The organism is Sphingomonas sp. HMP6 (genome assembly GCF_013374095.1).
Lineage (GTDB): Bacteria > Pseudomonadota > Alphaproteobacteria > Sphingomonadales > Sphingomonadaceae > Sphingomonas.
Map to the genome: position 1 here is coordinate 3,012,388 of NZ_AP022672.1, position 26,458 is coordinate 3,038,845.

The 26,458-nt window shown below is 65.5% G+C and carries 24 protein-coding genes, 1 tRNA gene and 1 pseudogene; 15 read left to right on the forward strand and 11 right to left on the reverse strand.

Features of this window, described 5'->3' with window-relative positions:
• Positions 1–6: 6 nt before the first annotated feature.
• The 5 genes and pseudogenes from pgmG to HMP06_RS14720 all read left to right on the forward strand — a co-directional run bounded on the left by pgmG (position 7) and on the right by HMP06_RS14720 (position 5,455).
• Positions 7–1,401 carry a phosphoglucomutase/phosphomannomutase PgmG gene (gene pgmG, locus HMP06_RS14700; RefSeq protein WP_176497744.1) on the forward strand — a complete coding sequence of 465 codons (1,395 nt, stop codon included), beginning with the start codon at positions 7–9 and terminating at the stop codon, positions 1,399–1,401.
• Between the two features lie 209 nt (positions 1,402–1,610).
• Positions 1,611–2,345, forward strand: coding sequence for a 3'-5' exonuclease (locus HMP06_RS14705; RefSeq protein ID WP_176497745.1), 735 nt, complete (start codon positions 1,611–1,613; stop codon positions 2,343–2,345).
• A 142-nt stretch (positions 2,346–2,487) separates the two neighbouring features.
• Positions 2,488–3,948, forward strand: a pseudogene (locus HMP06_RS14710) (sensor histidine kinase).
• A complete protein-coding gene (locus HMP06_RS14715) occupies positions 3,945–4,394 on the forward strand; it encodes a response regulator (protein WP_176497746.1) in 450 nt (149 codons plus the stop codon). Before HMP06_RS14710 ends, HMP06_RS14715 begins: the two are co-directional and overlap by 4 nt.
• 8 nt (positions 4,395–4,402) lie before the next feature.
• Complete coding sequence (locus tag HMP06_RS14720) at positions 4,403–5,455, forward strand: sensor histidine kinase (protein ID WP_176497747.1); 1,053 nt, start codon at positions 4,403–4,405, stop codon at positions 5,453–5,455.
• A gap of 8 nt (positions 5,456–5,463) precedes the next feature.
• Here HMP06_RS14720 and HMP06_RS14725 read toward each other — a convergent pair whose 3' ends face one another.
• The 6 genes from HMP06_RS14725 to HMP06_RS14750 form a co-directional block, all read right to left on the reverse strand.
• Entirely contained in the window at positions 5,464–6,225 is a 762-nt protein-coding gene (locus HMP06_RS14725; RefSeq protein WP_176497748.1) for a class I SAM-dependent methyltransferase, read from the reverse strand.
• Positions 6,226–6,249: 24 nt separating this feature from the next.
• Entirely contained in the window at positions 6,250–8,790 is a 2,541-nt protein-coding gene (gene gyrB, locus HMP06_RS14730; protein ID WP_176497749.1) for a DNA topoisomerase (ATP-hydrolyzing) subunit B, read from the reverse strand.
• An 83-nt stretch (positions 8,791–8,873) separates the two neighbouring features.
• Positions 8,874–9,260: a hypothetical protein gene (locus tag HMP06_RS14735; protein WP_176497750.1), complete on the reverse strand. Its 387-nt coding sequence runs from the start codon at positions 9,258–9,260 to the stop codon at positions 8,874–8,876.
• Positions 9,261–9,345: 85 nt separating this feature from the next.
• Positions 9,346–10,131, reverse strand: a complete 786-nt coding sequence (locus tag HMP06_RS14740) for an OmpA family protein (RefSeq protein WP_176497751.1) — start codon at positions 10,129–10,131, stop codon at positions 9,346–9,348.
• A gap of 83 nt (positions 10,132–10,214) precedes the next feature.
• Positions 10,215–11,267 (reverse strand): DNA replication/repair protein RecF, encoded by a 1,053-nt coding sequence (gene recF / locus HMP06_RS14745; protein WP_176497752.1) that lies wholly within the window; start codon positions 11,265–11,267, stop codon positions 10,215–10,217.
• Between the two features lie 48 nt (positions 11,268–11,315).
• Positions 11,316–12,086: a Coq4 family protein gene (locus tag HMP06_RS14750; protein WP_176497753.1), complete on the reverse strand. Its 771-nt coding sequence runs from the start codon at positions 12,084–12,086 to the stop codon at positions 11,316–11,318.
• 140 nt (positions 12,087–12,226) lie between these two features.
• Between HMP06_RS14750 and aguB the strand changes: the two genes are divergently transcribed.
• Positions 12,227–13,078 (forward strand): N-carbamoylputrescine amidase, encoded by an 852-nt coding sequence (aguB, locus tag HMP06_RS14755; protein WP_176497754.1) that lies wholly within the window; start codon positions 12,227–12,229, stop codon positions 13,076–13,078.
• A gap of 64 nt (positions 13,079–13,142) precedes the next feature.
• Positions 13,143–13,709 (forward strand): DUF4337 domain-containing protein, encoded by a 567-nt coding sequence (locus HMP06_RS14760; RefSeq protein WP_176497755.1) that lies wholly within the window; start codon positions 13,143–13,145, stop codon positions 13,707–13,709.
• A gap of 37 nt (positions 13,710–13,746) precedes the next feature.
• Here HMP06_RS14760 and HMP06_RS14765 read toward each other — a convergent pair whose 3' ends face one another.
• A complete protein-coding gene (locus tag HMP06_RS14765; protein ID WP_176497756.1) occupies positions 13,747–14,049 on the reverse strand; it encodes a hypothetical protein in 303 nt (100 codons plus the stop codon).
• A gap of 137 nt (positions 14,050–14,186) precedes the next feature.
• Positions 14,187–14,846 (reverse strand): uracil-DNA glycosylase, encoded by a 660-nt coding sequence (locus HMP06_RS14770; protein ID WP_176497757.1) that lies wholly within the window; start codon positions 14,844–14,846, stop codon positions 14,187–14,189.
• A 23-nt stretch (positions 14,847–14,869) separates the two neighbouring features.
• On the opposite strand from HMP06_RS14770, the gene folK reads away from it, so the two are divergent.
• Together folK and HMP06_RS14780 are read left to right on the forward strand one after the other, a co-directional pair.
• Positions 14,870–15,379, forward strand: a complete 510-nt coding sequence (gene folK, locus HMP06_RS14775) for a 2-amino-4-hydroxy-6-hydroxymethyldihydropteridine diphosphokinase (RefSeq protein ID WP_176497758.1) — start codon at positions 14,870–14,872, stop codon at positions 15,377–15,379.
• 14 nt (positions 15,380–15,393) lie between these two features.
• A tRNA-Lys gene (locus HMP06_RS14780) sits at positions 15,394–15,469 on the forward strand.
• 83 nt (positions 15,470–15,552) lie between these two features.
• Here the strand turns inward: HMP06_RS14780 and HMP06_RS14785 are convergent.
• The 3 genes from HMP06_RS14785 to HMP06_RS14795 form a co-directional block, all read right to left on the reverse strand.
• Positions 15,553–16,368 carry a TorF family putative porin gene (locus HMP06_RS14785; RefSeq protein WP_176497759.1) on the reverse strand — a complete coding sequence of 272 codons (816 nt, stop codon included), beginning with the start codon at positions 16,366–16,368 and terminating at the stop codon, positions 15,553–15,555.
• 200 nt (positions 16,369–16,568) lie between these two features.
• Positions 16,569–17,912, reverse strand: coding sequence for an ATP-binding protein (locus HMP06_RS14790; protein ID WP_232089715.1), 1,344 nt, complete (start codon positions 17,910–17,912; stop codon positions 16,569–16,571).
• Between the two features lie 8 nt (positions 17,913–17,920).
• Positions 17,921–18,631, reverse strand: a complete 711-nt coding sequence (locus tag HMP06_RS14795; RefSeq protein WP_232089717.1) for a response regulator — start codon at positions 18,629–18,631, stop codon at positions 17,921–17,923.
• Between the two features lie 174 nt (positions 18,632–18,805).
• Between HMP06_RS14795 and HMP06_RS14800 the strand changes: the two genes are divergently transcribed.
• From HMP06_RS14800 to HMP06_RS14825, 6 genes are all read left to right on the forward strand, one after another.
• Positions 18,806–18,946, forward strand: a complete 141-nt coding sequence (locus HMP06_RS14800) for a hypothetical protein (protein ID WP_176497760.1) — start codon at positions 18,806–18,808, stop codon at positions 18,944–18,946.
• Between the two features lie 240 nt (positions 18,947–19,186).
• Positions 19,187–20,890 carry an ABC transporter ATP-binding protein gene (locus HMP06_RS14805; RefSeq protein WP_176497761.1) on the forward strand — a complete coding sequence of 568 codons (1,704 nt, stop codon included), beginning with the start codon at positions 19,187–19,189 and terminating at the stop codon, positions 20,888–20,890.
• Positions 20,874–21,953: an efflux RND transporter periplasmic adaptor subunit gene (locus HMP06_RS14810; protein WP_176497762.1), complete on the forward strand. Its 1,080-nt coding sequence runs from the start codon at positions 20,874–20,876 to the stop codon at positions 21,951–21,953. The genes HMP06_RS14805 and HMP06_RS14810 overlap by 17 nt, the downstream gene beginning before the upstream one ends.
• Entirely contained in the window at positions 21,950–23,368 is a 1,419-nt protein-coding gene (locus tag HMP06_RS14815) for a TolC family protein (RefSeq protein ID WP_197940698.1), read from the forward strand. The genes HMP06_RS14810 and HMP06_RS14815 overlap by 4 nt, the downstream gene beginning before the upstream one ends.
• 101 nt (positions 23,369–23,469) lie before the next feature.
• On the forward strand, positions 23,470–24,186 hold the full coding sequence (locus tag HMP06_RS14820; RefSeq protein ID WP_176497763.1) for a phosphatase PAP2 family protein: 717 nt from the start codon (positions 23,470–23,472) through the stop codon (positions 24,184–24,186).
• 138 nt (positions 24,187–24,324) lie between these two features.
• Complete coding sequence (locus HMP06_RS14825) at positions 24,325–26,457, forward strand: TonB-dependent receptor (RefSeq protein WP_176497764.1); 2,133 nt, start codon at positions 24,325–24,327, stop codon at positions 26,455–26,457.
• Position 26,458: the final 1 nt, after the last annotated feature.

Below are 26,458 nucleotides of genomic sequence, written 5' to 3' on the forward strand. Positions count from 1 at the left end.
GACCCGATGACGCATACTTTCAACCCTACATCGCTACGTGAATATGACATTCGCGGGATCGTCGGGAAGACGCTGGGCACAGCCGATGCCGATGCGATCGGGCGCGGCTTCGGCACGCGCGTGCGGCGTGCCGGCGGCACACGCGTCGCGGTCGGCTATGATGGAAGGCTGTCCTCGCCCGAGCTCGAGACGGCGCTGATCGGCGGGCTGACGGCGGTCGGCGTCGATGTCGTGCGGATCGGCATGGGACCGACGCCGATGCTCTATTATGCCGAAGCCACGCTAGAAGTGGATGGCGGCATCGAGATAACCGGCAGCCATAATCCCGCCGAGTATAACGGCTTCAAGATGGTGCTGCAGCACAAGCCGTTTTTCGGGGCCGATATCCAGGAGCTCGGCCGCATGGCGGCGGACGGCGATTGGGAGACGCCGGAGGCGGAAGATTTCGGCACGGTTTCGACCGCCGATATCGAGGACGATTACGTTGGTCGCCTCGTCGCGGGCTATGCCGGTGGCAGCTACAAGATCGGCTGGGACGCGGGCAATGGCGTGTCGGGCCCGATCATCGAGAAGCTGGTCAAGCTCCTGCCGGGTGAGCATCATTTGCTGTTCACCGATGTCGACGGCAATTTTCCCAACCATCACCCTGATCCCACCGAGGAAAAGAACCTTGCCGATCTGAAGGCACTGGTCGCCGAGAAGCAGCTCGATTTCGGACTGGCTTTCGATGGCGATGGCGACCGGATCGGCGCGATCGACGGGCAAGGCCGGGTCATCTGGGGCGATCAGATTTTGTCCATTTTGGCGGAGCCTGTGCTGAAGGAACTGCCCGGCGCGACGATCATCGCGGACGTGAAGGCGAGCCAGATGCTGTTCGACCGCGTGCGCGAGCTCGGCGGCGATCCGTTGATGTGGAAGACCGGGCACAGCCTGATCAAGATGAAGATGAAGGAAAACAACAGCCCGCTGGCCGGCGAGATGAGCGGCCATATCTTCTTCGCGCATGAGTTTTACGGGTTCGACGACGCGCATTATGCGGCGGTACGGCTGATCCGCGCCGCGCACATGATTGGCAAGTCGATCACCGAATTGCGTGGCGCGATGCCGGCTTTGGTCAACACGCCCGAGATGCGTTTTCAGGTCGATGAGAGTCGTAAATTCGCGGTGGTCGAGGAAGTGCTCGAACGGCTCGAAGCGGCGGGTGCCGACGTCAACCGCACCGACGGCGCGCGGGTCAACACGCCCGACGGCTGGTGGTTGCTGCGCGCGTCGAACACGCAGGACGTGCTCGTCGCGCGCGCCGAGGCGAAGGACCAGGCCGGGCTCGACCGGTTGCTGGCGATGATCGACGATCAGCTTGCACAGAGCGGCTTGGTGCGCGGGGAGCAAGCGGCGCACTGAGTAGAAGTAAGAAGGGGTTCACGCGAAGGCGCGAAGAGAAGATAAGGTCGCGAAGAGGACGACGTTTGCCGCTCAGCGGCCTTAACTGGCGGAAATGCTCGATCACATTGTCTTGGCGCTTCGCGGCCTTTCCTTCTCTTCGCGCCTTCGCGTGAACCTCTTCCTTCAACGCCCTCGCAATCTGCACCAACCCGCGCCATGTGTCGCTAATGCCCCCACCCGCCCCCCAGATCATCCGCGTCATCGACCTTGAGACGACCGGCGAAGCGCCTCCCGTCCACGGCGTCTGCGAAATTGGCTGGCAGGACGTCGCGCTCGGCAAGGACGGGCGGTGGGAGATCGAGGGCGAGGGCGGGGCTCGGCTCGTAAACCCCGGCCGCCCGATCCCGCCGCTGACGCAAACGATCCATCATATCCTCGACGAACAGGTTGCCGACGCGCCGCTGTGGCACGATGTCGCGCGCGGTGTGCTCGACCCATATCCGAAACGTGTCGCACTCGCTGCGCATCGTTCGGCCTATGAGGAGAAGTTCTGCACGCCTGCGCTGACGCGCGATGCGCCGTGGATTTGCACATGGAAATGCGCGCTTCGGCTGTGGCCCGACACGCCCGCTTTCTCCAACCAGATGCTGCGCTATTGGCGCAAGCCCGCGGGGCTGGAGCATGAACGCGGCCTACCCGCGCACCGCGCTTTCCCCGATGCCTATGTTACCGCCTTTCACTTGCGCGACATGCTCAACGCGGTCGGTCTGGAGCAATTGCTAGCCTGGTCCAGAGTCCCCGGGCTGCTCCCGCGCGTGATCCGGCCGGGCCCCGATCGGGGCAAGGACTGGACGGAAATCAGTGACGACTCGCTGGCGATCATGCTCGGCGATCGCGATGAGGATGTGCGCTTCACTGCCGAAACCGAACGCGCGCGGCGCAGCGCTTCGGGCGCTGCATAGGCCTGTTAAGGCTTGATCGAAGTCAATATGGCGCCGCTGGCCATTGTCGTTGTCGCTGCGTAAGGACCATTTGATGGCCGCACCCCTGATCCTTGGTTTCGGCGTCGGCGAAGGGCGGATGGGCCGCTTTTTGGCCGCTGCGATGGCACTGGGGTTCGCGGCATTGGTCGCCGCCGGGATTGCTGCCGCCTGGTCGACCACGCGTAACGAAACGCATACCCGCGCCGTCAACCACACTTATGAGGTCGAACTGGCGATCGACCGCACCCGCATCGCGATCGAGCAGAGCGAGACGACGCGGCGCGGGTTCCTGCTGACGGGTGAGCGGATCTATCTCGATACCTATCGTACCGGCATGGCGGGTCTGCCGACACTGATCGCGCGCCTTACTGCGCTGACCGCCGACAATCCCGTGCAACAGCGCCGCCTGGCAACGCTGCGTGCACTGACCGACGATTTGACGCGACAGCGCGATCGCACGATCGCGGTCGCGATGCGGGGGGACCGCGACACCGCTTTGGCCATGTTCGTGACCGAGACCAGCGCCCGCCGGATGCGCGCGGTGCGTGATATCGCGAGGGTGATGGTTGCCGAGGAACAGCGCCTGCTCGCGGTTCGCAATGCCGAACAGCAGGCGAGCGTGCGGGTGTTCTACGCCACGCTCGCCATTGCCGGGCTGTTGCTCGTGTTGGTGGCGGTGATGACGCTGGCGACAATCCTGCGCTACACGCGCGATCTGGCCCATTCGCGCGATACCCTGCGCGATTTCGCCGACACGCTGGAGGAGCAGGTCGGCGAACGCACTGCCGACCTGACGCGTGCGAATGACGAGATTCAGCGCTTCGCCTATATTGTCAGCCACGACCTGCGCAGCCCACTCGTCAACGTGATGGGTTTCACCGCCGAACTGGAAGGCGCGACCGCCGCGCTGACCGACCTGATCGACCGGGCGGAGGAGCACGCCCCCGCAATCGTCACCGAAGAAGCCCGCCTGGCGGTGCGCGAGGATCTGCCCGAGGCGATCGGCTTCATCCGCAGTTCGACGCAGAAGATGGACCGGCTGATCAATGCGATTCTCAAGCTGTCGCGCGAGGGTCGCCGCGTGATCGCGCCCGTCCCGATCGACATGACCGCGATGGTCGACGGGATCACCGCCAGCCTGAACCAGCAACTGGCGCGGCGCGGCGCTTCGATCACGGTCAAGCGGCCGCTGCCGAACATCGTCAGCGACCGGCTCGCCACCGAGCAAATCTTCTCGAACCTGATCGAGAATGCCGTCAAATATCTCGATCCGAAGCGCGTCGGACAGATCGTGGTGCGCGGAGAGCGGAGTGGCGCGCGTGTGACCTTCGAGGTCGAGGACAATGGCCGCGGCATCGCCGCCAGCGATCACGCCCGCGTCTTCGACCTGTTCCGCCGCTCGGGCAATTAGGATCAGCCGGGTGAGGGGATCGGACTCGCGCATGTCCGCACCTTGGCGTATCGGCTGGGCGGGGTTATCGATGTCGCGTCAGAACTCGGCCAGGGCGCGACTTTTCGCCTGACGCTGCCTGTAACCTTGACCGACGCAGCAGTTGCAGAGACTTCGGGGAAAGCGAAATGACCGACCACAAGACCGTCAGCATTGTGATGATCGAGGATGATGAGGGCCATGCGCGCCTGATCGAAAAGAACATCCGTCGTGCCGGCATCAGCAACCACATCACGCATTTCACCGACGGCACGACGGCGCTCGACTATCTGTTCAACGCAGCAGATGGTCCGCAGCGCAACGGCCCGGCGCTGGTCCTGCTCGATCTCAATTTGCCCGACATGAGCGGCACCGACATTCTGACCAAGATCAAGGCGGCGGACGGACCGCTGCGCCGCACCCCGGTGGTCGTGCTGACGACAACCGACGACAAGGTCGAGATCCAGCGCTGCTACGATCTCGGTTGCAACGTCTATATCACCAAGCCAGTCAATTATGAGAGTTTTGCGCAGGCAATCCGGCAGCTTGGGCTGTTTCTGTCGGTTATTCAGGTCCCGGATATGGAGCCAGAGGGGTAAGCGTCGGCGTGACCACGGTTCTCTATATCGACGATGACGCGGGCCTGCGGCGGCTGGCGGCGCGCACACTCGCGCGGCACGGCTTTGAAGTGACCGTTGCCGAAGGCGGTGCCGAGGGCGTCGCGTTGGCCAGCGCGCGCGCGTTCGATCTGATCGCGGTCGACCATTATATGCCGGGGATGGACGGTCTGGAGACGCTCCAGCAGTTGCGCGCGCTGCCCGATGTGCCGCCGGTCGTCTATGTCACAGGCTCGGAGGAGGGGCGAATTGCGGTCGCCGCGTTGAAGGCCGGGGCTGCGGACTATGTGGTCAAATCGATCGGTAGCGACTTTTTCGACTTGCTCGCCAGCGCGTTTGCGCAAGTGCTCGAACGCAGCGCGCTCGAGCGCGACAAGGCCGCGGTCGAAGATCAGCTTCGCGCCAGCAATGCCCGGCTCGAGGCGCTGCTGAGCGAGGTCAACCACCGCGTCGCCAACAGTTTGCAGATCGTTTCGGCAATGGTCCGGATGCAATCCACCGCGCTCGACAATGCCGATGCGCGGCTGGCGCTGGACGATACCCAGCGTCGCATTGCCGCGATCGCGCAAGTCCACCGGCGGCTGTACACCAGCAACCATGTCGATCAGGTGGATATGCGGGAATATCTCGGTGCCCTGGTCGAGGAACTGGGCGAGACCTGGTCGACGCCGACGGCACCGCGGATGTTGCGGCTGGCCGCTGATCCGATTCGGCTATCGACCGATCGCGCGGTTTCGCTGGGGGTCATCGTTACCGAATTGGTCAGTAACGCCTGCAAATATGCCTATCCCGGCACGGGTAGCGACCGTTGCGGCGGCGAAGTCCGGGTGTCGCTGGTCGACGATGGCGACGCCTATTTTCGGCTTGCGGTGGAGGATGATGGCATCGGCATGGTGGCCGACGCGGCACCGCGCGGCACGGGGGTGGGCACCAAGCTGATCCGCGCGATGGCGCAAAGCCTGCAGTCGAGCGTCGAATATGGCAGCAGCGGTGCGGGCGCGCAGTCTGGCGTGCGCGCGACGCTGCGCGCTGCGCTCGGCTGACAGCCCGCCTAGCGCGGTTTGCGGAATTTATAGACGAATTGGTCGGTGCGACCGCGGATCGCGGGGTCGAAGACATTGGCCTTGTGGTCGTCCGCCGGATTGGCGAGCGCAGTGCTTTCGCCGACGAATTCGAAGCCGGCGCGGATCACCTCGGCCTTGACGGTGGCGGGGTCAATCCGGTGCGTCGTCGCGGTGCTGGCGAGGCCGCTGCCGGGATCAGCGTGGTCGATGACGATATAGCTGCCGCCGGGCTTCAGCACTTTCAGCACGGCCGCGTTCATCGCGTCGATCGACGCCTCGCCGCCCGCATTGTTAACGTCGTGATAGTTTTGGACGGTCCAGACGATGTCGACCGGTTCCGCCGCGGCGATGATGCCGGCATCCAGCACTTTGACGGAGACGTTCGGCAGGTGCAGCGCTTCGAGCGCGGGGAGCGCCTTGGTCGCATATTTGGCGCCAGCAGCGGGCCAGATCGCATAGACATGGCCGGTCTTGCCGACCACGCCCGAAAAGATCCGGGTCCAATATCCGCCGCCTGGGAAGAAATCGAGCACCTCGTCGCCCGGACCGACGCCGGAGAATGCGAGCACGTCCGCCGCCTTGCGCCGGGCATCGTCGCCCGCTTGATCGGCGCGTGCGGGATTAGCCAGCCCCGCCGCCACCGCGCGCGCGGTCTCCTTGGGGCTATGCTTGGAGGCGGGAACGCCTGCCGCCACCGCAGCGGTGGCGATCAAAGCGGCAGCCGCCGCAGCCGTCAAAAACCCACGCATCCCCGTCTCCCTCATAATGGCGCGTCAGACGTCGAGATTGGCGACGCTCAGCGCATTCTCTTGGATAAATTCGCGGCGCGGCTCGACCACATCGCCCATCAGCCGCGTGAAGATCTCGTCGGCGACATCGGCCTGCTCGATCTCGACGCGGAGCATCGAGCGCGCTTGCGGATCGAGCGTCGTCTCCCACAATTGCTCGGCATTCATCTCGCCGAGGCCCTTGTAGCGCTGGATCGCGAGGCCCTTGCGGCCTGCCGCCAGGATCGCGTCGAGCAATTGCGAGGGGCGGGCGACCATCGTCGACCCCTTCGCGGCGGTGGCGACGGGAGCCTGGGCCGGTGCCTCGGTCGCCGCCGCTTCGTCGTCGGCGGCATCGACTTCGGCTTGCGCCGCTGCCGCCGCCTTGGACGAGACGATCCGCGCGGTGTGTTCGTACGCTTCGCCCTGCTCGACCGCGAGGCCGTGCAGCTTGCGCGCTTCGGCCGAACCGAGGAACGCGCCCTCGATGATGTGATGATCGGTCACGCCGCGCCACACGCGCTCGACATGGAAGCCGCCGTCCTCGGCAAGCCTAGCCGACCAGCGTGCCTCGGGATCACCGGCATCGAGCCCGCGCACGACCTGCACCACGACGTCGCGGCGCGCTTCGAGATCGAGCGCCGGATCGAGCGCGCCGCCCATCGCCAGCGCCTCGACGATCGTCGGATCGTAGCGGCGCGGGATGTAGCGCATCAGCGTGCGCATCCGCCGAGCATGGTCGACCAAGGTGCGCAGGTCCTGCCCAGAGCGCGAACCGCCCTGCACGCCTTCGAGCACGGTGCCCGCGACGCCTGCCTCGACCAGATACTCGTCGAGCGCCGCGTCGTCCTTGAGATACACTTCCGAGCGCCCGCGGGTTGCTTTGTAAAGCGGTGGCTGTGCGATGTAGAGGTGCCCATTGGTGATGATTTCAGGCATCTGGCGGTAGAAGAAGGTCAGCAACAGCGTGCGAATATGCGCGCCGTCGACATCTGCGTCGGTCATGATGACAATCTTGTGGTAACGCAGCTTTTCCACGTTGAAATCGTCACGGCCGATGCCGGTGCCCATTGCCTGAATGAGCGTGCCGATTTCTCGCGACGACAACATTCGGTCGAAGCGCGCGCGCTCGACGTTGAGGATTTTGCCGCGCAACGGCAGGATCGCCTGAAAATGGCGGTCACGCCCCTGCTTGGCCGAACCACCAGCCGAGTCACCCTCGACCAGGAACAGTTCGGACTTGGCGGGATCGCGTTCCTGACAGTCGGCGAGCTTGCCGGGCAGCGAGGCGATGTCCATCACGCCCTTGCGCCGGGTCAGTTCGCGCGCCTTCTTGGCGGCTTCGCGCGCAGCGGCGGCGTCGATGATCTTGAGGATGATCGATTTACCGTGTGCGGGATTTTCCTCGAGCCATTCGGCAAGCTTGTCAGCCATCAGCGACTCGAGCGGCTGGCGCACTTCGGACGAGACGAGCTTGTCCTTGGTCTGGCTGCTGAACTTCGGGTCGGGCAGCTTGACCGAAACGATCGCGGTCAGCCCCTCGCGCATGTCATCGCCGGTCAGCGTGACCTTTTCCTTCTTCAACATGCCCGATTTCTCGGCATAATTGTTGAGCGTGCGCGTCATCGCGGCGCGGAACGCCGCCATGTGCGTGCCACCGTCGCGCTGCGGGATGTTGTTGGTGAAGGCGAGGACGTTTTCGTAATAGGAGTCGTTCCACTCCAGCGCGACGTCGATCGTTACGTCGTCGCGCGTGCCGCTGATCGCGACTGGCTCGGGCATCAAGGGCACTTTGTTGCGATCGAGATACTTTACGAACGCGGCGATCCCGCCTTCATAATAGAGTTCGACCGTCTTCAAATCGGCATGGCGCGCGTCGTTGAGATACAACCGCACGCCCGAATTGAGGAAGGCGAGCTCGCGGTAGCGATGTTCGAGCTTGTCGAAATCGAATTCGGTAATCTTGAAGGTGGCGGGCGAGGGGAAGAAGGTGACGCGCGTGCCCTTCTTGCCGGGCGCCGGGCCGACGATCTTGAGCGGTGCCACCGCATCGCCGAACGCGAAGCGCATGTAGTGCTCCTGCTCGTCGCGGAAGATCGTCAGGTCGAGCCATTCGCTGAGCGCGTTGACGACCGAGACGCCGACGCCGTGCAGGCCGCCTGAGACCTTGTAGGCGTTGTCGTCCGACGTATTCTCGAACTTACCGCCGGCGTGGAGCTGGGTCATGATGACCTCGGCGGCGGACACGCCTTCCTCGGTGTGGATGCCGGTCGGGATGCCGCGGCCGTTATCCTCGACCGAGACGGAGCCATCGGCGTTCAGCGTGATGTCGATCCGGTCGCAATGCCCGGCGAGTGCTTCGTCGATCGCATTGTCGGACACTTCGAACACCATGTGGTGAAGGCCGGAGCCATCATCGGTATCGCCAATGTACATGCCGGGGCGCTTGCGCACCGCGTCCAGGCCCTTGAGGACCTTGATCGAATCGGCGCCGTAGTCGCCTTGGTTCGGGGTGTTGGGGTTATTGCTTTCGGGATTTGTCGCCATGTCGAGCATATAAGGTCGGCGGGCGAAAAACGGAAGCGAAATGGGCGCTCCCGGGGGCGGGCACGGTGCGGCCTCGCGGCCGATTACGGGCTGTGCGTCGGCTGATCAGCGCGCAACCAGACTTCGGCCTCGCGTCGGTTGTCGAACCACTGGACGGTGTCGCGCTTCAAGACGCGCTGTACCTGCATCGGAGAAAGCGATTTGTCGGTGATGACCGCCAGCCGCCGTGAGGCATAACGCGGGTTGCTGAAGGCGCTTTGCAATGCCGAGATGACATCCTGCGATTGCAGACTGAAATCGGACACGTCGATCAAGGTGAGATGCTCGTGCCGCGCGAGCGCCAAGCTATCGATCGCGGCCTTTACCTCGACTGCGAGTCGGATCACCCGGGGCACATCGAACAAACCCGCCAAGGTGATGTCGACCAGCTTTTGTTGCGGATCGGCCCGTATAGTGTGCGTCGGATTCATGCCGTACTTTCGGCGATAGAGCTTTCAGATTCAATAAGGAGATAGCGATGCGCGCGCCGACGGTCGCCGGCGCGCGCATCGTTCGTCAGTTCGCGCGCGAGAAACGATCGGCGCGCTGGCCGAGCAGAGTCACTTCGACGCGGCGGTTCTGGCGCATGCCTTGCGGTGTGGCATTGGACGCGACCGGGCTGGCCTCGCCATGCCCCACAACGGCGAAGCGGGCGCGCGTCACGCCCATCTGGTCGAAAGCGCTGCGCACCGCATCAGCGCGGCGTTCGGAGAGCGCCTGGTTGTGCGCGTCGGCCCCACGTGAGTCGGTATAGCCGTCGATGGCGACGCGCACGCCCGATTCCGAGCGCAGATAGTCCGCAAGGGTGCGCAATTTGTCGATCGCGCCGGGACGCAGCACCGCGCTGTCGGTGGCGAACAGCACATCTTCGTCGAGCCGCATCGTCGCGCCGCGCGCAGTTTGGCGGAAGCCATAGCCGCGCATCGCACCGCGATCCCAGGTGCCGGGCGCAGGTGCGGCGGCAGGGCCGCGATCGTCGACCACGACGACCGTATCGCGCGATGCCCAATCGAAGCGGTCACGGCGCGGCCCGGCGGCGGCAGCGAAGGCACGATTGGCGGCATTCGCCTCGCGCGGGCTGATGAAACCGTCGCGATTGAAATCGAAATTGCGCATCACGAACGCGCGGCCACGCTCGGACCGGCGCAGTTCGGGATACAGCACCGGTACACCGCGCCCTTCGAGCCGATAGGCGCGGTCGCCGGGGCGCCAGTCGTAGCGGTCCTGCGCGTTGGCGGCGGTCGCGCCGAGCGCGATGGCGGCGGCGGTCGCTGCAAGGATGGTCTTGGTGAATGTGGTCATCGGTCGTCTCCATGGCCCCCGCCATGGGATGGCACTGCTCCCGCGCGATTGAACGGCGGGTGAGTTCGGCCGACAGCTTCTGTTCAGCGGGTGCCGAGCGTCAGGCGGAGGGCGCCCGAGCCGAGATCGGCGAACAGTGCGTCCTCGGTTCCCGTCATCCACACTTGCCCCTTGCCGGACAGCCGATCGAACAGCGCGGCGCGGCGGACTGGGTCGAGATGCGCCGCCACCTCGTCGAGCAGCAGCACCGGCGCGGCGTCGGTGCGCTCCGCCACCAGATCGGCATGGGCGAGGATCAGGCCGAGCAGCAGCGCCTTTTGCTCGCCGGTCGAGCACAGCCCGGCAGCCTGACCTTTCCCGAGATGCGTCACCGCCAGATCGCTGCGATGCGGGCCGATCAGCGCACGCCCGGCCGCTGCATCGCGCGCGCGGCTGCGGGCGAGGTCGGCGGCAAGCGTGTCGCCCGCCCCGGTCCATCCCTCCAGCGCAAGCCCGGCGCGGGCGAACGGGCCGTCGGGCTGTTCGATCAACCGCTCGGCCAGCGCCGCCACCGACTCTCGCCGCGCCGAATCGATCGCCGCGCCATGCTCGCCCATTTGCACTTCGAGCGCGGACAGCCAGTCGCGGTCTGGCGCGCCGTCCTCCGCCAGCAAGCGGTTGCGCGCGCGCATCGCGGCTTCGTAGCGATTCGCGTGGACGGCATGGGCCGGGGACAGGGCCAGCGTCAGCCGGTCGAGAAAGCGGCGGCGTTCTCCCGCCGGCTCGACGAACAGCCGGTCCATCGCCGGGGTCAGCCATAGCACGGTCAGCCATTCGGCCAGCGCTGTTGCCGCCACCGCCGATCCTTGCACGCGGACGATGCGGCGTTCGGGCGCGGCGGCTTGCGTGCCGGTCGCGATGGCGACGTCGCCGATCAGGTCCGCGGCAACGCCGAAGCCGCCGGGGCCGGTCTGGCGCGCGATGTCGCCCAGCGCCGCGCGTCGCAAGCCCCGGCCAGGGGCGAGCAGCGACACCGCTTCCAGCACATTGGTCTTGCCCGCGCCATTCTCGCCGGTCAGCACAACAAATCCCGGCCCCGGCGCAATCGTCAGATCGGCATGGTTGCGAAAATCGGTGAGGATCAGGCGCGCGAGCATGACGCCCGCTCTACCGGGTCGCGCAGCTTTCGCAATTTACGCGAATCGTTACGCCGCAACGGCCTCGCGGCGGTTGCTGAGATAGGAGGCCATTTCCGGCCCGAGTTCGCGCTGCGCCTTCAGATAGGCGACCGGCGTGACGATGCCGAGTCGCGCGCGCGCAACATCGATCGGTTCGGCGAGCAGCGCCTCATAATCCTCGCCCGAAATCCATTTTGCGCGGCGGCCATTTCGATAGCCCTCCCACACGGCCTTTGCGAACAGCGTATTGCGCGTGACGCCAAGGCTCTTGAGCGCCGCGGCACCGCCGATGAACGCCCAGCCGAGCCCGCCGACCTGCGCATAGCTGAACGCGACAAGGCACGCCTCGCCGAGCGATTCGTCGGCCTTGTACCCGGTCAGCACGTGCCAGATGTCATGCGTGTCGCGCACCCGCCGTCCGAACCAGGCGTAGGGATGCTGCACCTGATCCTCACTGATGACCTTGCTGACTGCGACCAGGCCATCGGCCGAATAGCCCGTCGTGGCGAGGAAATCGCGGTAGGCCGCACCGACCGTGCCGGGCGCGAAGCGCGCGACGAAGGCGGGGTCGGAGAACCGCTCGGCCAGTTCGACCTGTTCGCACGCCAGCCGCCCGCCCTCCGAGGTCGCGATCAGTCGCGCGTAGTTCATCGGCGCATTGCCGACGTTGAGCGCGCGCATGATGCGGAACACCTGCGTCGTATCATCGCCATCGGCGAGCAGAATGCGAATCGCGTCGAACGCGGTGCGCCAGTCGCGACGACCGCTCGTGCCGGGGAAGGGAGGAAGCTTTGCCATCGACTCGGATCCTTACTGACACCTATGTCAATAAACCGTTGCGGGTTGACGGTCAAGCGTGCCGTACCGTCATCGCTATCCTGAACGATCGATCGGGCTCCGGGTTTGAAACTGAGCTGTGAAAGACGATATGAGGCGGCATGACCCAGATTACCGTCGCCGCGCTGCAACTCGCCTTCACGTCCGATATAGACGCGAACATCGCCAATGTTACCGACCTGGTGCGCGAGGCGGCAGGAAGGGGCGCGCAGGTCATCCTGCCGCCAGAACTGTTCGAAGGCGAATATTTCTGCCGGGTGGAGGATGAAGGGCTTTTCGCCAATGCTAAGCCGGTCGGGCAGCACAAGGCGGTGCTGGCGATGCAGAAGCTTGCCGCTGAACTGAACGTGACGATCCCGACCAGCTTCTTCGAGGCGGATGGCCCGCACCATTACAATTCGCTGGCGATGATCGGCCCTGATGGCGCGGTACTGGGCGTGTATCGCAAGAGCCACATTCCCGATGGGCCGGGCTATGAAGAGAAATTCTATTTCCGGCCGGGCAATACCGGGTTCAAGGTGTGGCCGGGGCCGGATGCGACGACGCTCGGCGTCGGCGTGTGCTGGGACCAATGGTATCCCGAGACGGCGCGCGCGCTGATGCTGATGGGATCGGACGTGTTGTTTTTTCCGACCGCGATCGGCAGCGAGCCGCACGACACCTCGCTCGACACCGCGCGACTGTGGCGGCGCGCAATGGTCGGGCATGCCGTGTCGAATGTAGTGCCGGTCGTGGCGGCGAACCGGATCGGGGTGGAACACGGCCAGACCTTCTACGGCACCAGCTTCATCACCGATGAACGCGGCGACATTCTGGCAGAGCTTGGTCGCGAGGAAACCGGCGTGATCGTCGCGACGCTCGATCTCGAGCGGATCAAGCGCCACCGCGCCGCGTTCGGCTTTTTCCGCGATCGCCGGCCCGATCTCTACGGGCGGCTCACCCAGGATATCTGACGACGCATATTTGATGACGAACTCGTCACTCGCCGCGCATGCTGCTGGGGCGTAAACCGCCGCGATGGATATCGAAGTCAGCGCCGAAGCCAAGGACAAACGCCTCAACCGGCTGGTCGCGGTCACCGTCGTGATCTTGTCGGTGGTCATGGGGCTGGGCAATATCAAGGACGGCAACATCGTCCAAAACATGGCGCAGGCGAAGGCCGATTCGGTCGATCGCTGGGGCGAGTATCAAGCGACGCGAACCAAATTGCACATTGCAGAGACGGCGCGCGGCGAAATGGTCGTGCTCGCTGCGACCCCCGGCGCGAAGGCCGCTGCAAGCGTCGCGATCGTCCGGCTCGATGGCGAGATCGCCAAATACCGGGCAGAGGCACCGGCGCTCGCGAAACAGGCGCAAGGCTTTGCCGATCGCTACGACGCGCTCAACGTGCATGACGATCAGTTCGATGCGAGCGATGCCGCGCTGTCGACCGCAATTTCGGTCGCGGCGGTGGCTGCGCTGGCGGAGAGCTTTCCCTTGCTCGTCGCCGGTTGGGTGTTCGGCGCATTCGGGCTGTTCATGGGGCTGTGCGGCTTTGCGGGATGGGCGTTCCATCCCGACGTGCTCAGCACCTTTCTGGGCTGAGCGCGCGGGGCGGGGCCCTTCTTACGCCGTCATCGCCTTAGCCAACACCGCTCGACTCCACGATCGGCTCCAGCCCGAACGCCAGCCATTGTGCGCGGCTGCGGCACACGTTGGTGGGCGAGTCGGGGTTTGTGAGACGGTCCTCGAAGCAATATTGCGGCCCGGCTTCGCGGCGTGGTGCGGTTGCGGCGAGGGCATCGAACAGGCGTGGCGTCGGTACGTCCATCTCATGCGCCGCGCGCACGATCCGCTGCCAGCGCCCGCCCTCGGGTAGCGGCGCGGCGGTTGCGCTGGCGGTCAGGATCAAGGCAAAGGTCAGGCTCATGGCAGTCTCCATCATGGCACCGGAAATCGGCTATGACGCGAGGTGCATTATCTGCGCCATACACCTAAGCTGTTGTTATAACGTGCTATAGCGATTCTACCCGTACAGATCGCTCGGGACGGGACACCAGCGTTTGGGATTCGGCGCGGAGATTAGGCGTCGCGCAGCTCCAGCGCCCGGGCGAAGACGGCTTCAAACATCTCGGTCGTCAGCCGCCCGGTATTCTGGTTGTAGCTGGAGCAGTGATAGCTATCGATCAGGATGCGGCCATCGGGCATGCGATGTTCGGCAAGGTGGCCAAAGCGGCATTTGGGCAGCTTGCCGCCGAGCATCTTGACTGCCGATTGATGCGCCGTCTGGCCCAGGGCGACGAAAATGCGGGCGTTAGGCAGGGCGCTTGCCTGCCCCTCCAGGAAGGGGCGGCAATTGCGGATTTCCTCTGGCGTCGGCTTGTTCTGCGGCGGCAGGCATTTGACCGCGTCGAGAATCATCGCACCGGTCAGCGCGAGCGTATCGTCGGGCTTGCCCTCATAGTCGCCCATGGCGAGGCCGTATTTGGCGAGCGTATCGAACAATAACGGGGCGGAGCGATCCCCCGTGAACGGGCGGCCAGTGCGATTCGCGCCATATTGCGCAGGCGCGAGGCCGATGATGCCGAGCCACGCGGCGCGATCGCCAAAGGCGGTGATGGGGCCATTCCACCAATCGGGATGCTCGGCCTGCAGGCTTTCGCGCAGCGCGACGAGGCGCGGGCAGCGCGGGCAATCGCGCGGGGGTTCGGTTTCGGGGATTGGGCTGGGTGCGAAGTTCATCGCTTTGCGATAGGCGTGTTCACGTGCCGACCTCAAGCAATACTCCCCGCTATGCGATTGCGATCGGATCGAACCGGCGCGGGCGGCATGGTAGCCCCACCGATGAGGTGGCCGCAGCGGTCGCGTCCCTCACCGGCGTGGTCGCGGTGTCGCGGATCGTGGCGAGTGACCCGGTCGGGCCGTCGATCCGCCGTTATGCCAATGCGGTGGCGCTGGTCGACAGTGCCGACGAACCGCCCGCAATGCTGGCCAGGCTCAAAGCGATCGAGCGCGGCTTCGGGCGGCGGCGTGGGCAGCGCTGGAGCGCGCGCGTGATCGATCTCGATATCGTCCTGTGGTCGGGCGGGCCGTGGTCCTCGCCCGGGCTGACGGTGCCGCATGTGGCGTTCCGGGAGCGCGATTTCGTGCTTGGACCGTTGCTGAGCGTCGCACCCGACTGGCGCGATCCGCTGAGCGGGCTGCGTGTCCGTCATTTGCACGCGCGGCTATTACCTACGCTGCCTCGGGTTGACCAAGCGGGAAGGCGACCCTAACGCGTCCCCGGTGTGGGCCCGTAGCTCAGTTGGTAGAGCAACGGACTTTTAATCTGTAGGTCTCGGGTTCGAGTCCCGACGGGCCCACCACTCCCAAAAAAAATGCGCCTGCAGCGAGAGCCGCGATCATCGATCGCCGCTCCCGCTGCAGGCGCTTGGCGTTCCGGATTACTTTAGAAGGCTGCCGAGATCGAGAACACCACCTGGCCGGCTGCGATCGACGAACCGTCCTTGGTCGAGGAGAAGTTCGGCAGCAGATAGGCTGATTTCGCCCGCGTGATATCGGTCCCGGTATAGGCGATGCCGAGCGTGACCGGCTTGAAGGTCACATCGACGCCGACGAGATAATCGACATACGAGCCGGTCGGCGTAACGCTGGTGCCGTTCGGACCCAGGCCGGGGTTTCCGTCCGAATAGCCGACATGCGCCTTCGCGGTGATCGGCGTCTTGGGAATGCCGACGCTGGCATCGCCCCACAGATACAGATTGTCTTCACTCTGCCCACGGCTGAACGGCGTGTTCGAGAAGTTGCCGAGCGCGCGCTGCTTCGGCGCATAGGCAACCCCGGCGAGCGCGGTAACTGGGCCGAGCGTGCCCGACAGCTTCACATACCCCTCACCAAAGTCGGTCAGGTCGGAACCGCCCGGATACATGTACCACGTAACGCCCACGTCGATCGCGGTGCCGCTGCCAAGGCTGCGCTTATACCCGCCGATCAGGTCGAGCTCCATATTGGACCCGCCGAACTGACCCCAGCCCGCCAGGTTGGATGCCCAGGTCCCGACGTAAAAACCGCTTTCGTGAGCGATCGTGATGCCACCCTGGATCGCGGCTTCCTCGTCGCTTTGCGACACGCCGCGGAAGCGATAGTCGGACACGAGCGCGACCGATCCGGACACGGTGATGGGGGGGGGAGGCGCAGTGTCCTCAGCGAAAGCGGGAGCGGCCGAGAGCAGAAGGCTGGCGGCGGCGGCTACGTAAAACTTCATGGGACCTCCAAATATGTTTGGTTAGGTTCCCGCCTGCTGTCCGAACCGTCGCCGCCTCTCCCTACCCGCGCATCTCCACAATGACGGCAAGGGGGCGGCGATCGGCCAGACACCAAAAAAGTATCCGGGGTGCCTTGCTGAATTTATGCTGAATTGTGACGAAACATTGCTGAAGGGCGACCGCCAGGGCTTGGCAGCGCTTATGCCGGACCGCCGTTGCCCGTCGGCAACACAATCTCGGCGCGCAAACCCCCTTGCGGCCGGTTGGTCAGGGTAAAGACGCCATCATGCTCGGCCACTGCCTTGGCAACGATCGCCAGACCCAGGCCCAAACCGATCGTGTCGCGCCCGCGCGCCACATCGAGCCTGACAAACGGATCGAGCACGCGGACCAAGGAAGCCTCAGGAATGCCAGGTCCATCATCTTCAACGCTCAGCACGATACGGTCGGACTCCTGTGCCAACGATAGGAAAACCTTGTCGCCATATTGCAGCGCATTCTCGACCAGATTGACCATGGCGCGCTTGATCGTGATCCGGCGCAGCGGCAGTTCGAGATGGGCCGGCCCATCATAGGAACCATCGCGCCCGCGATCGGACATGTCGTCGCACAACGTCGCGCACAGCACGGCGAGATCGGTCATCGCGCGCGGCTCGACCTCATCCTCACCGCCGAGATAGGCGAGCAGCGAGGCCACCATCGCGGACATTTCCTCGACATCCGCCTCGATCGACGCGCGAATGCCCGAATCCGCAATCTGGTCCGCGCGCAGCCGCAGTCGGGCCAGCGGGGTGCGCAGATCATGGCCGACCGCCGCCAAGGCCTGCGTGCGATCCTCGATCAACCGGTAAATCCGCGCATGCATTCGGTTGAAGGCACCCGTCACCCGCCGTACCTCGCTCGGCCCGATCTCGGGGACCGCCTCGTCGCGATCGCTGCCGCTCCCAACGCGGTCTGCGGCTAGTGCAAGCCGGCGCAGGGGAAGCAGCGTGCGGCGTACGAGCAACCCGCCCATCAGGATCAGCACGGCGGCGGGAATCATCGCAAGCAAGACCCGCTCGATCACTTGATCGCGCATATGGATCGCCTGGCGCGTGCGAAAATGCAGCCAGCTGCCGTCGGAAAGCTGCACGCCGCCGGCGGTGCTCGCGCGGCGGGCGGCCGACGACAGGTTCATCCGCAACCCCGCACGTGCCAGGTCGGGCTCCCATCCCACGATCTGATGATACATCGGGTCGAGATCGGCGGACGCTGGTGGCGGGGGCAGGCCCGGGGCCCAGCGGATTTCGTAGCGGCTGGTGGTCAATTCGCGCGCGAGTGCCGGGCGCGCCGCGGGCGGCTTCTCGTCGACCAGTTTGCGTGCGATGATCAAATGCTCGGCCAGCCGCCGGGCCTCGTCATCGCGGACGGAGAACTGGCTGGCCCGTTCGTAGAGCAGCGCGGACACGCCGAACTCGAGCACCATCGCCAATAGCAGGATCGCGAAAACCTGCCCGATCAATCCCGCCGAACCGTGCAGCCGTCGGAAGATATTCGCGTTCAAGCCGGTGCTCAGTCGCGCGTCACGGGGGCCGTGAACATATAGCCGATGCCCCGCACCGTCGCGATCGGCGCCTCCGCGCCCGCGCTCGACAATTTGCGGCGCAAGCGGCTGACCAGCACGTCGATGCTGCGATCCGAACTGTCGCCAAGCCGCGTGCGCGACAATTCGATCAGCCGTTCGCGCGCGATCACCCGCCCGCTATGGTCGCACAAGGTAACCAGAAGATCGAACTCGGCACCCGTAAGATCGACCAGGCCGCCGGTCGGCGACAGCAATTCGCGGCGCGGCAGATTGAGCGACCAGCCATCGAAGGTCAGTATGCCGGTGGCGCGCTGCTCCGCTGCCTGACGCTCCGCGCCGCCGCGCCGCAGCACCGCACGCACCCGTGCCAGCAATTCGCGCGTGCCGAACGGCTTGGCGATATAATCGTCCGCGCCCAGTTCCAGCCCGACGACGCGGTCGGTTTCCGACCCCTTGGCCGAGACGAAAATAATCGGCACGTCGCTCTTCTGTCGGATCGCGCGGCACAGATCGATGCCGTTGGTTCCCGGCAGCATGATGTCGAGCAGGACCAGATCGACCGGCCCCTGCCCTAGCGCGAGCCACATTTCGGGTGCGGTGCCGACGGGGCGCACGGTGAAACCGTTTTCCTGCAGCGCACGCGTCGTCAGCGTGCGCAGCGGGGGATCATCCTCGACGAGGACGATCGTTGGCATCATGGCTGCGGGTTCTTGGCTGTGCATGCACCAGGCGGGGTAAAGCACCGCGCCCGGAGCGGTCAATGCGCCGAGCGGCCGATCGGGCGTAAGAAACACTTCGTTACGCTTGCGTGAAGCGTCGATAAAATCGACGCTCTAGTTGGAGGCTTAGTTCTCGAGGACAAGGAACTCTACATGGTCCGTTTCATCGCGGCTGCGGCGCTTGCGCTGATTGCAACGCCTGCTCTTGCGAGCGAGCGGGCGCACACGCCGCAGCAGGTTTCCGATGCGTTCATGGCTGGCTGCTCGGTGCAGCATGTTCACGCCCCGGCGTGAACTAAAGCTGAGTTCGTCGGCCTGAAAGGGTAGCGGCAGGTGCTGCGCCCCGTGGTGCGCGGCGATTGTCAGAGTCCGCAAAACTTGTTAGTCCGATGATCGAAAGTGCAGTGTGTGCAATATGCGAGACATGCCGGGAGCATTCCAACTCGGTACCGTTCGGCCGGAGTGCGCCGCGCATCCCGGACGGGCTCCGCTGGTCCTGAATTGTAATCGTTCCTAAAGTCTGGCGAGGGTCGAGTGGCAGTCGAACGCGTAGGGTGGCGCATCGCGATGCGATGGCTGGCGGAAATCGTCGGGCCAGATATGCCGTATGTGCGGCTCGCCATCCTGTATGGCGTGGCGATCAGCTTGCTGTCGCTGGCGACGCCGATTTCGGTTCAGTTGCTGATCAACAGCGTCGCCAACACGGCATTGCCCGCCCCGTTATGGACTTTGGCGGGGCTCCTTTTGGGATTGCTGTTGCTGGTCGCGGCGCTCAGCGCGCTGCGGGTGTGGATGATGGCGCTGTTCGAGCGGCGCCTGTTCGCGCGCATCGTCGCCGAGATTACGATCCGCGCCGTCCACGCGCAGGACCCCTTCTTTTCCGATCAGAATCGCGGTGACCTGTTCAACCGCTATTTCGATCTGGTGGTGGTGCAAAAGGCGGTGCCGAGCTTGGTGATCGGTGGCTTCACGATCATCCTGCAATCGGCCGTCGGGCTTGCCGTCACCAGTTTCTATCATCCCTTCTTCCTCGGTTTCAACGCGCTGCTGGTGCTCGTCATCCTGGCGATCTGGCTGATCTGGTCGCGCGGCTCGATCCGCTCGGCGGTCGCGCTCAGCCATGCCAAGCATGATACTGCGCGCTGGCTGGAAAGCGTCGGCGGTTCGAACGGCTTCTACAAATCCAGCCGCCATCTCAATTTCGCGATGGATCGGTCGGAAGCCGCCACCGCCGCCTATATCAGCCGGCATCGGCATTATTTCCGATACAGTTTCACGCAGACGGTCGCTTTTCTGTTGGTGTTTGCATTTGCCAACGCGGCCTTGCTCGCACTCGGCGGCAATCTGATCTTGAGCGGCGAACTGTCGATCGGGCAGCTGGTCGCCGCCGAGCTGATCCTGAGCGGCGTGTTCTACGGCGTTGCGCAACTCGGCTGGTATCTCGATTCGCTGTATGATCTGATCGCGAGCTCGGAGGAATTGTCGCTCCTCTTCGCCATTCCGCAGGAGCCGCCCGTCACCGTCGCCGGGCGCGCGCCGGCCGATGGGGCGGTGCGGCTCGACGGCGTGGTCACCGAAGGCGCGCGCTTCGATTTCGCGCTTGCGGCGGGTGAGCAATTGGTCACGATGACCGATGGCGGGGCCGAACGGATGTTGTCGATGGTGTTGAAGCGCCATGTCGTGCCCGAACGCGGGCTGGTTACCGTCGGCGGGGCCGACATCGCATCGTTCGACATGTACCTGTTGCGCTCGGAAGTGATGGTGCTCGATCGCCCGTCGATCGTCGAAGTGAAGATTCGCGAATATCTCTCCCTGGCGCTCGAGGATGCGGGGTCGGGCGTGAGTTCGAGCGCGATGCTCGAGGCGCTGGAAGCAGTCGGCTTGCGCGATCGCGTCGCGCGGCTGCCGCAGGGGCTCGATACCGTGCTCGCCGCCTCGGGCTATCCGCTGTCGATCGGCGAGCTGATGGCGCTCAAGCTGGCGAACGCCTTGCTGGTGCGCCCGCACGTACTGATGTTGTCGCAACTCTATGATCTGTTGCCGGCCGAGCGACTGGTCAGCGTGCTGGCGCGCCTGCGCGAGGCTGGGACGACCGTGCTGCTCTCGACCGGACGACCAGAGGACATTGCGCTCGACGGCTGGTTCTATCTCGAGCCGCACCGGCAGCGGCGCTTCGAAACGCGCGAGGCGCTGATCGCCGCGCAGCAGCAGGGGGCGGGCAATGCCGTACAGGGCTGAACGCCTCGTCCATTTCATGACGCTGGCCGGTATGCGCGCGCCGCGTTTTGCCGTCGTCGTCGCGTGGATGTTGGTGCTCGGCATCGCGATCGCGGTGGCGATCATGGCATTCGTCCCGTGGCTCCAGACGGCGGCGGGGGCCGGGCAGGTCGTTGCGCTCGACCCCGATGAGCGGCAGCAGCAAGTGACCGCGCTCGTCCCCGGTCGGGTCGACCGCTGGTACGTCAAGGACGGGCAGCATGTCGCACGCGGGGATCCGATTGCGCGCGTGGTCGATCTCGACCCCGATCTGTTGTCGCGCCTCGCCGCCGAACGCGCGCAGGTGCTGGCCGAAATCGCTTCGGTCGAACAAAGCCGCGCGGTCGCCAGCATCGACGTCGCGCGCTCCCGGCAATTGCTCGCCGAGGGCCTCGGCTCGCGCCGCGACTACGAACAGACGCAGATCAAGGTGGCCGACACCGGCGCCAAGCTCGCCGAATCGCGCGCGAAGCTCAACCGAATCGACATCGCGCTCAACCGCCAATCGGCGCAATTGGTCCGCGCCCCGCGCGACGGCCGCTTGCAACAATTGAATGCGGTGAGTGGCAGCGCGGTCGTCTCGGCGGGCACCGTGCTGGCGGTGATTGCGCCCGAACGGGTCGAACGCGCGGTGGAATTGTATGTCGATGGCCGCGACGTGCCGCTCGTCCGCGTCGGCCGCCACGTCCGCCTGCAATTCGAGGGCTGGCCCGCGATCCAGTTCAGCGGCTGGCCCTCGGTCGCGCAAGGCTTGTTCGACGGGCAAGTGCGCTCGATCGACCCCAATGCCACGCCCGATGGCCTGTTCCGCATCCTGGTCGAGCCGCAGCCGGGCAAGCCCGCCTGGCCGAGCAACGACTATGTCCGTCCCGGCGGCAAGGTGCGCGGCTGGGTGCAGGGCGAGACGGTGCTGATCGGCTATGAATTGTGGCGGCAATTGAATGATTTCCCGCTGGAATTCGGGCGCCGCCCAACAGTCGAGATCAAGGGCAAGGCCAAGGCACCGAACGCCAAGAGCGATTCGGACGATTCGGCCAAGAAATGATCCGTTTGGCTTTTATGCGGCTGGTCGCCCCCATCCTTCTCATGCTGTTCCCTGGCGTTGCGCTGGCGCAAGTCGCGCCGCTGACGCTCGACGAGGTGCTGCGGTCCTCGGCGCGCTCGGCACCACAGATCATCGAGGCGCTGGCGCGCGTTCGCCAGGCCGAGGGCCGCGCGCTCTCCGCCGATGGCGCGTTTGATACAGTCTTCGATGTTGACGGCCGATCGCGCGTCGCGGGCTATTATGACGGCACGGTGGTCGAGGGCCGCGCGACACGACCGCTGACCAACAATGGCGGCTACGTCTACGGCAATTATCGCGCCTCGCGCGGGTCCTTCCCGATCTATGAGGACCAGGCCTATACCAACCGGCTGGGCGAGGCGAAGGTCGGTGCGCTGTTCGCGCTGCTGCGCGATCGGGTGGTGGACGAACGCCGGACGCGTCGCGCGGTTGCCGCGACGGATATCGACGTCGCGCGCTTCGAAGGCGAAATGGCGGCGATCGGCGTGCAGCGCCGCGCGGTCGATGCCTATCAGACGTGGGTCGCCGCGGGGCTGCGGCTGAGCGCCTATCGCGACTTGCTGTCGCTGGCTGAGCGCCGCCGCAGCGCGATCGCGCGGCTGGTGCAACTTGGCGCGCGGCCTGACATCCTGCTGACCGAGAATGACGCGAATTTGCTGCGGCGACGCGGGCTCGTGCTGCGCGCGGAACAGGATCTTGCAGGGGCCGCCAACGCGCTGTCGCTGTATCTTCGCGATGCGGAAGGCAACCCGCTGACGGTATCGCCCGATCGGTTGCCGCCTGATGCCTCGGCGCTTGCCGGGGTCGCGCGCGCGCCGCGGCTCGCCCCCGCGGTCGCGCGCTATGATTATCGCGCGATCCTTACCCGCATCGATCAGGCGACCGCGCGGCTACTGCTCGCGCAGAACGATCTGTCGCCGCGGCTCGATCTGCGCGGCGAGCTCGGCAAGGATCTCGGCAGCGTCGGGCTGGGCGGGTCGACCCGAACCCCGCTAGAAGCCGTCGTCGGCTTTCGCTTCAGCGTGCCGCTGCAGAATCGCGCCGCCAAGGGCCGGGTGGCGGAGGCGCGCGCCGAAATCGATGCGCTCGACCAGCGCAGCCGGTTCCTGCGCGACCAGATCGCGGTGGAGGTCGAATCGATCGTGATCGCCGCGGATGGCGCGGAGCGGCTGGCGAGCGTTTCCGAAACCGAACGAACTCTCGCCGATCGCCTGGCCGCCGCCGAACGTCGGCGCTTCGAGCTTGGCACCGGCGATTTCTTCCTGGTCAACCAACGCGAGGAAACCGCCAACGACGCCCGCCTCCGCCTGATCGACGCGCAAGCCCGCATCGCCGCGACGCGCGCCGAACTCGCCGCTGCCACCGCCGATCGCGCCGCGCTGGGCCTGACGCGCTGACCATTGGCGATTGCGCGGTGGCGCATGATCGCGCAACGCGGCGACACGGCGGCGGGCGTGACCGGCCGGATCAATCCGCCGCGACCGGAGTTCCTGCCGCTATGTCCGCCACCCCCGAAGATATCCGCCATCCCCCGTGGACGATCGTAGCGGTCATCACGACCGCGCTGGCGGGCGGGGTGTTGTGGCTGCTCGGCTGGGCAGTCGGGGAGATCGGAGAGGGCGAGCTGCGCTTCCCGTTCGACCGCGCGATCCTGTTGTGGGTGCGCGGTGGGGTGGCGCATGGCGTGCCGCCGGGGCCGCCGTTGCTGACCCAAGCAATGCTCGACATCACTGCGCTTGGCGGGGTGACGGTGCTCGTCCTGGTGACCTCGCTGGTCGCCGGGTTCCTGATCGCCGCGCGCCACTGGCTGACGCTGGCGCTGGTGGTGGCCGGCACGCTCAGTGGGTCGCTGGTGGTGGCTGCGGTGAAGGGGATGGTCGGGCGCGTCCGGCCCGACGTTACCGATCATCTCGTCCAAGTGTATGACGCGAGCTTCCCGAGCGGACATGCGGCGAACAGCGCCTGCGTCTATCTGACCCTCGCCTTGCTGCTGTTGCAGATCACCAGCGGGCGCGCGGTGAAGCGCTACATCCTCGCGGCGACCATGCTGCTGGTCAGCGCGATTGGTGCGAGCCGTATCTACCTCGGCGTACATTGGCCGAGCGACGTGCTGGGCGGATGGATCTTCGGCGCGCTGTGGGCAGTCGCGTGGTGGGCGCTCGGCTCGGCGATCCGCCTGCGCGTGGCGGGCGCGACGCCGTCGCAACCCGAATAGCCGTTCATCTCCCCGCAAGGGTGGCGGGAGCACCGCCGCCCGGCACACGCCCAATCGTTTCCGGGTGGCGACGAAACGGACTTGTGATAGTATCTCATTACATCTATTGCACTGCAGCGCACCTGTAGAAAGTCTCCCATGAAATCGAAATTCGTTTTGCTCGCCACTGCCATGCTGTTCGCCGCCCCTGCGGTCGCCCAGACCACGCCCACGGCGATCGGCCCCGGCGATCAGGGCCCCGACATCGTGGTGACCGGCGTGGTGCCGAAGAGCGAAACCGACGTGCTCTCCGGCACATCGGTGCTGCGTGGCGCCGAACTGACGCGCAGCCTGCGGCCAACGATCGGCGACACGCTGGCCAAGTTGCCGGGCGTTTCCGCCACCTCGTTCGGGCCGAGCGCGTCACGCCCGGTGCTGCGCGGTTTTCAGGGCGAGCGGATTCGCGTGTTGACCGACGGGATCGGATCGATCGACGTGTCGAACACCAGCGTCGATCACGCGGTGATCATCGATCCGCTGCTGGCCGAGCGGATCGAAGTGCTGCGCGGTCCGGCGGCGCTGCTCTACGGTTCGTCGGCGGTCGGCGGCGTGGTCAACGTGATCGACACGCGCATCCCGCGCTCGGTGCCGGAGGCGGGGTATCGCTTGTCGGGCATCGGCACCTATGGTTCGGCCGCGAACGAGCGGACGGTCGGTGCCGCCGGGGATTTGGCGCTGGGCAAGCATTTCGTCGTCCACGCCGACGGTTCCTATACGAAATCCGGCGATCTGCGGATCGGTGGCTATGCCTTGACCGATCAACGCCGCCGCGAAGCGCTCGCGACCAGCCGGCTCCCGGTCGACCCCGCCAATACCGACCCGATCGATTATGCCGCGAACGCCGCGGTGCGCGGCACGCTGCCCAACACCGCCGCGCAGACCTGGACCGCCGGGGTGGGCGCGTCGTTGATCACCGATACCGGCTCGCTCGGCGTGTCTTACAGCCATTATGATAGCCTGTACGGCGTGCCGATCCGCTATGCGACGCTGCCCGGCGAAGGGCAGGAGGCTCCGCGGCTCAGCATCGTGCAGAACCGCGTCGACCTGCGCGGCGAAGTGCAGACCGGCGGCGGCTTCCTCGATCGCATCCGCATTCGCGCAGGCCATGCCACCTATCGCCATTTCGAGCTTGCGCCCGACGGCGCGATCGGGACGGCGTTCTACAACAACGGCACCGAAGGCCGGCTCGAGCTGGTGCAAGCCAAGCGCGGTGGCTGGCAGGGCGCATCGGGCGTTCAATTCTTCAACCGCGTGTTCGACGTGAAGGGCGACGAGGCGTTCCTCCCCAAGAATGAGACCAACCAGACCGGCCTCTTCACGGTGCAGCAACTCGACCTCGGCAAACTGAAGGCCGAAGCGGGTGTGCGCTACGAGATGACCGACGTCGCCGCGCGCACGCCGGTCGGCGATCTGCGTTTTTCGGACGCGTCGCGGCGCTTCGATGCCGTGTCGGGTTCGGTCGGCATGTCCTATGGGCTGACCGACGCGGTGCGCGTCGGCATCAATCTGTCGCACACCGAACGCGCGCCCTCCGCTGAGGAACTGTTCGCCAACGGCGCGCACGCGGGGACGCAGGCGTACGAGCTCGGCAATCCGAACTTCCGCCTGGAAAAGAGCAATGGTGCCGAGTTGACGCTGCACGCGCATGGCACGGGCTACAGCTTCGATGCCTCGGCCTATTACACGCACTTCAACGACTATATCTCGGAAAACCAGGTCGATCCGTCGATCTGCGAAGCCGCCGCCGCGCCGAGCGGACGGACGGTCGATTTCCCCTGCTTCCAGTCGATTCAGGCGGATGCGACCTATTACGGCGTCGAGGCGCAAGGGTCGGTCCTGCTGGGCCAGATCGGCGGGTATAAGATCAACGCCGATGCGCTGGGCGATTATGTCCGCGCGACGATCCGCGATCAGGGACCCGCGCCGCGCATCCCGGCGGCGCGCGTGCTCGGCGGTCTGGAAGCGCAATCGGAAGCGCTGGCCGGTCGCGTCGAGGTCGAGCATGTGTTCGACCAGAACCGCATCCGCGCGTTCGAAACGACGACGCCCGCCTATACGATGGTCAACGCGTCGCTCGCGATCACGCCGTTCCCGACCAATCGCAAGCTGTCGCTGACGCTCAGCGCGAACAATCTGTTCGACGTCGATGCGCGCCGCGCGGCGAGCTTCCTCAAGGATTTCGCACCGCTCGCCGGCCGCGACATCCGCGCGACGCTGCGCTTCAGCCTGTAAC

Excerpts from the sequence above, each read along its gene's own strand:
- HMP06_RS14815 (WP_197940698.1), top strand. The coding sequence starts at position 21,950 with ATGATCCGTTTGGCTTTTATGCGGCTGGTCGCCCCCATCCTTCTCATG.
- HMP06_RS14705 (WP_176497745.1), top strand. The coding sequence starts at position 1,611 with ATGCCCCCACCCGCCCCCCAGATCATCCGCGTCATCGACCTTGAGACG.
- HMP06_RS14785 (WP_176497759.1), bottom strand. The coding sequence starts at position 16,368 with ATGAAGTTTTACGTAGCCGCCGCCGCCAGCCTTCTGCTCTCGGCCGCT.
- aguB (WP_176497754.1), top strand. The coding sequence starts at position 12,227 with ATGACCCAGATTACCGTCGCCGCGCTGCAACTCGCCTTCACGTCCGAT.
- HMP06_RS14725 (WP_176497748.1), bottom strand. The coding sequence starts at position 6,225 with ATGCGTGGGTTTTTGACGGCTGCGGCGGCTGCCGCTTTGATCGCCACC.
- HMP06_RS14740 (WP_176497751.1), bottom strand. The coding sequence starts at position 10,131 with ATGACCACATTCACCAAGACCATCCTTGCAGCGACCGCCGCCGCCATC.
- HMP06_RS14765 (WP_176497756.1), bottom strand. The coding sequence starts at position 14,049 with ATGATGGAGACTGCCATGAGCCTGACCTTTGCCTTGATCCTGACCGCC.
- HMP06_RS14800 (WP_176497760.1), top strand. The coding sequence starts at position 18,806 with ATGGTCCGTTTCATCGCGGCTGCGGCGCTTGCGCTGATTGCAACGCCT.
- HMP06_RS14820 (WP_176497763.1), top strand. The coding sequence starts at position 23,470 with ATGTCCGCCACCCCCGAAGATATCCGCCATCCCCCGTGGACGATCGTA.
- HMP06_RS14810 (WP_176497762.1), top strand. The coding sequence starts at position 20,874 with ATGCCGTACAGGGCTGAACGCCTCGTCCATTTCATGACGCTGGCCGGT.
- HMP06_RS14770 (WP_176497757.1), bottom strand. The coding sequence starts at position 14,846 with ATGAACTTCGCACCCAGCCCAATCCCCGAAACCGAACCCCCGCGCGAT.
- HMP06_RS14750 (WP_176497753.1), bottom strand. The coding sequence starts at position 12,086 with ATGGCAAAGCTTCCTCCCTTCCCCGGCACGAGCGGTCGTCGCGACTGG.
- recF (WP_176497752.1), bottom strand. The coding sequence starts at position 11,267 with ATGCTCGCGCGCCTGATCCTCACCGATTTTCGCAACCATGCCGATCTG.
- pgmG (WP_176497744.1), top strand. The coding sequence starts at position 7 with ATGACGCATACTTTCAACCCTACATCGCTACGTGAATATGACATTCGC.
- HMP06_RS14715 (WP_176497746.1), top strand. The coding sequence starts at position 3,945 with ATGACCGACCACAAGACCGTCAGCATTGTGATGATCGAGGATGATGAG.
- HMP06_RS14735 (WP_176497750.1), bottom strand. The coding sequence starts at position 9,260 with ATGAATCCGACGCACACTATACGGGCCGATCCGCAACAAAAGCTGGTC.
- HMP06_RS14760 (WP_176497755.1), top strand. The coding sequence starts at position 13,143 with ATGGATATCGAAGTCAGCGCCGAAGCCAAGGACAAACGCCTCAACCGG.
- gyrB (WP_176497749.1), bottom strand. The coding sequence starts at position 8,790 with ATGGCGACAAATCCCGAAAGCAATAACCCCAACACCCCGAACCAAGGC.
- HMP06_RS14825 (WP_176497764.1), top strand. The coding sequence starts at position 24,325 with ATGAAATCGAAATTCGTTTTGCTCGCCACTGCCATGCTGTTCGCCGCC.
- HMP06_RS14795 (WP_232089717.1), bottom strand. The coding sequence starts at position 18,631 with ATGATGCCAACGATCGTCCTCGTCGAGGATGATCCCCCGCTGCGCACG.